Genomic DNA, 6,456 nt, shown 5'->3' with positions numbered 1-6,456 from the left:
AGGTCGACGACGGCATTTGGCTCGTAAGCTTCATGCACTATGATCTGGGATATATCGACCTGGAACAGAGAACCTTGCAGACCATCGACAACCCGTTCGGCACGAGGTTGTCACCCATGTCTTAGGTACATTCTGTTACCCATGTCTCCGGGTCGTACCGTTGAGCGATGGCGGAGAGGATGGGATTCGAACCCACGAGAAGCTTTTGACCTCTACTCCCTTAGCAGGGGAGCGCCTTCGACCACTCGGCCACCTCTCCGTTGCGCCGGTGGATAAAGAAAAGCGCCGCCACAATCAACAAGCTGGTGTCACTATCGTCGAAAAATCGGGCCTCCGCCGAAGTGCCACCTGTGGCTTGAGGCGATTCTGCGGCAATTCCCTGGCTGTTGAGTCGGTCCATGGTCACAGTTTGGGCGGGCCATTGCCGGAATTGGCTGGAATGCGGGGTTGCATGGGCCTGATAGTTAATGGGAGCTTTCGGAGTGAGGCCAAATCGTGTCATTTGTGCAACAACGCTCGGCGATAGCGCCACCACAAACCTTTTGCCGGTACGATCGTGGTTGAACGACGCCGCCTCATGGGTAATGTCGGGTTTGAAGGAGCGGCGCGGTGCGCATCTTTTTCGGTAGTGGGGATGGGGCAGGGAACGCTGTCCTTCAGCAAAGAATACCCAGACCCGTTTTTTAACTTTTGACTGGAGGTCAGAAAATGAACATCAAGAGCCTGCTTCTCGGCTCCGCTGCGGCGCTGATCGCAGTATCCGGTGCTCGCGCCGCCGACGCCGTCGTCGTCGCCGAGCCGGAACCCGCAGAATACGTCAAGATCTGCGACGTCTACGGCGCTGGCTACTTCTACATCCCCGGCACCGAAACCTGCCTGCGCATCGGCGGCTATGTCCGCTACGACATCGGCATCGGCGACGTCGGCTCGTTCGACGGTGCTGAGAATTTCGATCACGAAGATGGCGATATCCAGGACACCTACTCCAAGAACGCCCGCTTCAACCTGAAGACCTGGACCGGCCAGGAAACCGAGCTCGGCACCTTGAAGACCTACACCGAGACCCGGTTCAACTTCGGCAACCGGAACCGACACGTCAGCAGCACATACGTCCCCGGTCCCGATCCGGACGGCCCGGGTCCGCTGCCCCCGCTGCCAGGTGAGACGGTCATTGTCAACAATGACGCCGAAAACAAGGGCGTCTCGCTGAACTTCGCCTGGATCCAGCTCGGTGGTCTGCGCGTCGGTAAGGACGAATCGGCCTTCAACACGTTTATCGGCTACGCCGGCAACGTCATCCAGGATACGCTGGTTCCTTACGGCGATTTCGACACTAATGTCGTCCAGTACTACTTCGATTTCGGCAACGGCTTCTCGGCCGTGGCTTCGCTCGAGCAGGGCGCGGGCCGCGTTGGGACCATCGACAGCTACGTTCCGCATGTCGTCGGCGGCCTGAAGTGGACGCAGGGCTGGGGTGCGATCACCGGCGTCATCGCCTACGACAGCAACTACGAAGAAGTTGCCGGTAAGGTTCGCCTCGACGTGAACGCGACCGACGCGCTTTCGCTGTTCATCATGGCCGGCTACGGCACCGACGACAATCTCAATGACCCAGGTAACGCCATCGACGCCTTCGGCCGCGGCTTCTACAAGCAGTGGGGCGGCAACTGGGCGGTTTGGGGTGGCGGCACCTACAAGATCAACGAGAAGACCTCGTTCAACGTGCAGGCTTCGGCTGATGACGACAAGAACTATGCTGTCGCGGCGAACATCGCCTACGACATCGTTCCGGGCCTGACGATCACCGCCGAAGTTGACTGGGACCACTACGGGCGGTTTAACGATCCGGCCAGCTACACCAACGTCAACTGGACCAGTGCGGACAAGAAGGACAGCATTGGCGGCCTCCTCCGCTTCCAGCGCTCGTTCTAATAAGTTCGACCTGACCAATATTGAACCCGGCGGGCAACCGCCGGGTTTTTTCGTATGGGGGTGGGGTGCCAAGCTGAGTGATGCATGGCGCCGCCAATGCTGGCCATGGTCGTTCTGTGCTGGATCTCGGTCTGTGATTTTTGACAGGTTGGAAGCCGATCGGCTGCGCAGAATGAAAGCAGCAGCGATCCTTCGCGCCCCCCTCTGTCCTGCCCCTCTTTGCCAAAATGGTGGCATCTCCCCCACAAGGAGAGAGATCGGCAGCTCCGCTGACAGCGCCTGTTCATCAACGTCGGAGACTGGCGAAAGCCGCAATGACACCAATCTCCCCCTCGTGGGGGAGATGTCCGGCAGGCTGAAGATCGGCTAAGCCTATGCGCTTGCGCGCCCACGCACTGCGGACCGCCATCCTCAAGTCAAATCTCTGCAAGATCCCCCAACGACTGTATCAGCGGCTGAATTTCGTTTTCATAATTCTTCCAGCGCTTGACCGACGATTTATAAATCGGTTGACGAACCTGCCAGCGACTGGGCGTGTTGACCGAACCATCCCTCTCGAAAAAGCGCAAGCAGGCGTCATCCCACGGCAGCCCGAGGTAATCTATGAGGCGGCGTGACTGCGCTTCCTGGTCCTCAACCAGCGCTTCGTAGCGGTTTTCGAAGATAAGGCCCGGAAAAATCTCGTTCCAATGCCGCATCAGGCGGTCATATTCGCGATAGTACAGGCCTAGTGTTCGCAAGTCGGTATTATAGCTGTGTGCCTCGCTGAAGTTGAGGACAAAGCAGGAGACGCAATTGTCGATGGCGTCACGACGGCAATGAATGATGCGTGCGTTGGGGAAGAGAAGGCCGATAAGGCCGATCAGTTCGAAATTGTGTGGCGTCTTATCCACGACGCGAAGCGCGGCAGGCGCCCGCTCCCGCAAATAGGACAGATGCTCTTCGGCCAGCGTTCTGGACAGGACTTCCGTGATCGACATCACTGCCTGGTTCAAATCTCCAGCCGATGATGTCTTGAGGCCGATCGCATTCGCGACCCGCCTCAGTTTGCTAAGCTCCCCTGCACCATGGACGTCGGGATGGCTGGCGCAAATCTGCTCGGTGAGCGTCGTCCCCGAGCGGGGCATGCCAACCACAAACACGGGCACTTCGGAAGGATTTCCATAGCCGGCCCTGGCAGCCAAAAAGTCCGGCGTGAAGATTTCAATCATCGAATCGATCCACCGACGATAAAAGTCGATATCGAATTTGTAGCCGGAGGCCTGTTTCGCCCTGTTGAAATGGTCGAATGCTTCATCATAGCGCTTGAGGTCGTTTAGCACCTTGCCGGCGGCGTGATGGAGTTGCTGCGCGCCTTCCGAACCAAGCTTCGGATTACCGAGTTCACGAAGGATGGATTGGAGCTCCTCGGGCTCCTCGGTGAACTTTCGTGTCTGTACAAGGTCGTTGTAGGCAGCCGGCACCCCAATACGCCGATCGATCGCTTCTTTCAGATAGACGGCGGCTTCATCCATACGCCCCAGGCCGCTGAGCGCGCTGGCCAGCCCGGCTCGCACCTTGGGATGATCGCGGTTGATTTTCAGCGCCTTCTCGTAAAGCGGTAAAGCCATGTCGGGTTTGTCAAACGCCGTGTAAGTGCGCCCCAATGCACAAAGTGCTTCGATAAGGCCGGGCTGCAGTTCCAACGCATACTGCATATGCCTGATTGCGGGCGAATACTCGCTGACCTTGGCATAGGCCTCGCCCAGGCTGAGGTGGTAGTAAGGGTTTTTAGGCTCCTCGCCGACCGCCCGTGCGAAACATCGCAAGGCCCTCTCATCATCATAACCAAGATATAAGGTCCCCAAGATGTACAAGGCGAGCGGATGGTTCGGCGTGCGCGCCAGAACCCGAAGGCACAGGTCCTGAGCCTCGTCGAGCCGCTTAGCCTGCTGAAAGGCATATGCCTGTTTCAGCAGCGCGTCGTCGGCCTGCGCACGCGATTGGGCGTTTCCTTTCTGCGGGCTCGCTAAAGGCTTCGCTATCGGCACCTTCGCTTTCGGCGCGGGTCCCGGCTTGATGTGCTTTGACCAAGCAGGCGGGAGTCGATTGTTCATAATATCTCGCTAGCAAAAAGAGCGGGGGGAATCCAGCATGCTGGTTGCAGCCAAGGCGGGAGCTTGCGCGGCCAACTGCGCCGCGCTAGCAAGAAGGCCCTTTTCGAACGAGCCTTTGCCATGCGCCAGCGCCCTCCCCTCACGCCGCTCATCGCCGCGCTTCCCTCCACGGTGCCGTTTGTCGGTCCGGAGGCGCAGGAGCGCGACCGCGGCCGCGCCTTCCGCGCCCGCATCGGCGCCAATGAGAGCAGCTTTGGTCCCTCGCCGCGCGTCGTTGCCCGCATGGCCAAGATTGCCGGCGCCATGTGGATGTATTGCGACCCCGATAATCACGATTTGAAGGTAGCCGTAGCCCGGCATCTCGGCGTCGGCGCCGAAAACATCGTCATCGGCGAAGGCATAGACGGGCTGCTCAGCCTGGTTGCGCGCATGTATGTGGCGCCCGGCGACGCGGTGGTGACCTCGCTCGGCGCCTATCCGACCTTCAACTTTCATGTTGCCGGCGTCGGCGGCCGATTGGTCGCAGTGCCCTACGAGAACGATCGGGAAAACCTCGACGGCCTGCTGGCGACGGTCGCCAGGGAAAAGGCGCCGCTTGTCTACCTGTCCAATCCGGACAATCCGATGGGCAGCTGGTGGGAAGCCGCCGAACTCGGCCGCTTCATCGAGGCGTTGCCGGAAACCACAATGCTGGTGCTCGACGAGGCCTATGGCGAATTGGCACCGGCCTCGGCGCTGCCGCCGATCGATACCGCGCGGCCGAACGTCATCCGCATGCGCACCTTCTCCAAGGCCTATGGGCTGGCCGGCATGCGCTGCGGCTATGCAGTGGCCGAGGCCCAAGTGATTCGCGACTTCGAAAAGATCCGCAACCACTACGGCGTCAGCCGCATGGCGCAGATCGCCGGCGTCGAGGCGCTTGCCGATCAGGCCTGGCTGGAAAGCGTGGTGGCGCGGGTCGCCTCCGGCCGCCGGCGCATCGCCGGAATAGCCGAGGCGAACGGGCTGAAGCCGCTGGCTTCGGCGACCAATTTCGTCACCATCGACTGCGGCCGCGACGGTGCTTTCGCGCTGAAGGTGCTGCAGGCGCTGTTGGCGCGCGACGTGTTCATCCGCAAGCCGATGGTGCCGGTGCTCGATCGCTGCATCCGGGTCAGCGTCGGCCTCGACCATGAGCTCGACATTTTTGCCGAGGAACTGCCCGGCGCACTGGCGGCAGCACGGGGGAACTGAAGAGCCTTCGCCCTATGTGGCTGACTGGCGGCAGCGTGGTTGAATTTGCACGGCGATGCACCAGACTCGACTCAGAGGATGGAGAGCGCGATGACCGACCGCACTGTACAGGTACGCATATATGGCAAGGTGCAAGGCGTCAGCTACCGGGTCTGGGCGCGGCGCGAGGCGTCGGCGCTTGGCCTCGCCGGGTGGGTGCGCAACGAAGTTGACGGCTCGGTGACAGCCTTGATTGCCGGGACCGGTGCGGCGGTCTCGACAATGATCGAACGGCTTTGGCAAGGGCCGCCAGGGGCAGCAGTTTCGAAGGTCGATGTCGAGGACCTCGAGGCACGCAACACGTCCGCGGGATTCAGGATTGTTGCCTAGCAAAGCACGATCCTGCTCATTCGCTTCCATCGCACAAAATTCCCGGGTGCAGATAGAGCAAACCTGAAGCTACTGCCGCACATGCCTCCGCCCTTGAATTAATTGAACGTTTGTTTTATTGCTTTGCGTCATGGCGCGTACGACCGGCTCCCACGGAGAAAAGACCGAAGCTGCGGTCCGCGAGGCGGCGGTCAGCCTGATTGCGCGTCTCGGCTACGAGGCGATGTCGATGCGCCAGCTGGCGGCCGAGGTTGGCGTCCAGGCAGCGGCGCTTTACCGCTACTTCCCGACCAAGCAGGATCTTCTGTTCACGCTGATGCATGAGCATATGGAAGGCTTGATCGAGGCGTGGCGCGCAACACGCCCTGTCGGCGCCGATCCGGCAGCGCGGCTCGCCGCCTATGTCGAAAACCACATCGCTTTCCATATCGAACGCCGCCATTCCACCCATGTTTCGAACATGGAGCTGCGCAGCCTGTCACACGAAAAACTCACGCAGATCCTGCGCATGCGCACGGCCTACGAGAAGGAACTGCGCACCATCCTGCGCGACGGCGTCGAAGCGGGCCTGTTCAGCATCGAAGACACCGGGCTCACCGCCATGGCGTTGATCCAGATGATGACCGGCGTCATCGTCTGGTTCCGGCCGGGCGAACGGCTGTCGATCGCCGAAGTCACCGCTACATATCTAGCAATGACAATGCGGCTTGTCGGAGCAAAGAGCGATGGCGCGAGGACGAGCCACGGCACTGTGCGTCCATTCGAGCGCGCAAAGGACGCTCTAGCACTTTGATTTCGCGCATGATCCCGATTTTCGGGGTCGTGC

The 6,456-nt window shown here is 60.3% G+C and carries 5 protein-coding genes and 1 tRNA gene; 4 read left to right on the top strand and 2 right to left on the bottom strand.

Going from position 1 to position 6,456, the window contains the following annotated elements; translation table 11 throughout:
- Positions 1-168: 168 nt before the first annotated feature.
- Positions 169-259: transfer RNA gene (locus tag NKI79_RS26445), tRNA-Ser, on the bottom strand.
- A gap of 449 nt (positions 260-708) precedes the next feature.
- On the opposite strand from NKI79_RS26445, the gene NKI79_RS26440 reads away from it, so the two are divergent.
- Positions 709-1,932, top strand: coding sequence for a porin (locus NKI79_RS26440; protein WP_352805718.1), 1,224 nt, complete (start codon positions 709-711; stop codon positions 1,930-1,932).
- 416 nt (positions 1,933-2,348) lie between these two features.
- Here NKI79_RS26440 and NKI79_RS26435 read toward each other — a convergent pair whose 3' ends face one another.
- Positions 2,349-4,028: a tetratricopeptide repeat-containing sulfotransferase family protein gene (locus NKI79_RS26435; protein ID WP_352805716.1), complete on the bottom strand. Its 1,680-nt coding sequence runs from the start codon at positions 4,026-4,028 to the stop codon at positions 2,349-2,351.
- A gap of 120 nt (positions 4,029-4,148) precedes the next feature.
- Here NKI79_RS26435 and NKI79_RS26430 point away from each other — a divergent pair, with 120 nt between their 5' ends.
- The 3 genes from NKI79_RS26430 to NKI79_RS26420 all read left to right on the top strand — a co-directional run bounded on the left by NKI79_RS26430 (position 4,149) and on the right by NKI79_RS26420 (position 6,423).
- Complete coding sequence (locus NKI79_RS26430; RefSeq protein ID WP_352805715.1) at positions 4,149-5,261, top strand: pyridoxal phosphate-dependent aminotransferase; 1,113 nt, start codon at positions 4,149-4,151, stop codon at positions 5,259-5,261.
- A gap of 90 nt (positions 5,262-5,351) precedes the next feature.
- Positions 5,352-5,630, top strand: a complete 279-nt coding sequence (locus NKI79_RS26425; RefSeq protein WP_352647285.1) for an acylphosphatase — start codon at positions 5,352-5,354, stop codon at positions 5,628-5,630.
- Positions 5,631-5,760: 130 nt separating this feature from the next.
- Entirely contained in the window at positions 5,761-6,423 is a 663-nt protein-coding gene (locus NKI79_RS26420) for a TetR/AcrR family transcriptional regulator (RefSeq protein ID WP_352480314.1), read from the top strand.
- Positions 6,424-6,456: the final 33 nt, after the last annotated feature.

Source organism: Mesorhizobium sp. M0340, from assembly GCF_040321535.1.
In the GTDB taxonomy this organism is placed as follows: Bacteria; Pseudomonadota; Alphaproteobacteria; order Rhizobiales; family Rhizobiaceae; genus Mesorhizobium.
Note: the sequence above shows the minus strand (reverse complement) of the source record. Positions and strands in the feature narration are given on the sequence as shown.

What these genes read in the sequence shown, in the direction of transcription:
- NKI79_RS26440 (WP_352805718.1), top strand. Translation starts at nt 709, where the DNA reads ATGAACATCAAGAGCCTGCTTCTCGGCTCCGCTGCGGCGCTGATCGCA.
- NKI79_RS26435 (WP_352805716.1), bottom strand. Translation starts at nt 4,028, where the DNA reads ATGAACAATCGACTCCCGCCTGCTTGGTCAAAGCACATCAAGCCGGGA.
- NKI79_RS26430 (WP_352805715.1), top strand. Translation starts at nt 4,149, where the DNA reads ATGCGCCAGCGCCCTCCCCTCACGCCGCTCATCGCCGCGCTTCCCTCC.
- NKI79_RS26425 (WP_352647285.1), top strand. Translation starts at nt 5,352, where the DNA reads ATGACCGACCGCACTGTACAGGTACGCATATATGGCAAGGTGCAAGGC.
- NKI79_RS26420 (WP_352480314.1), top strand. Translation starts at nt 5,761, where the DNA reads ATGGCGCGTACGACCGGCTCCCACGGAGAAAAGACCGAAGCTGCGGTC.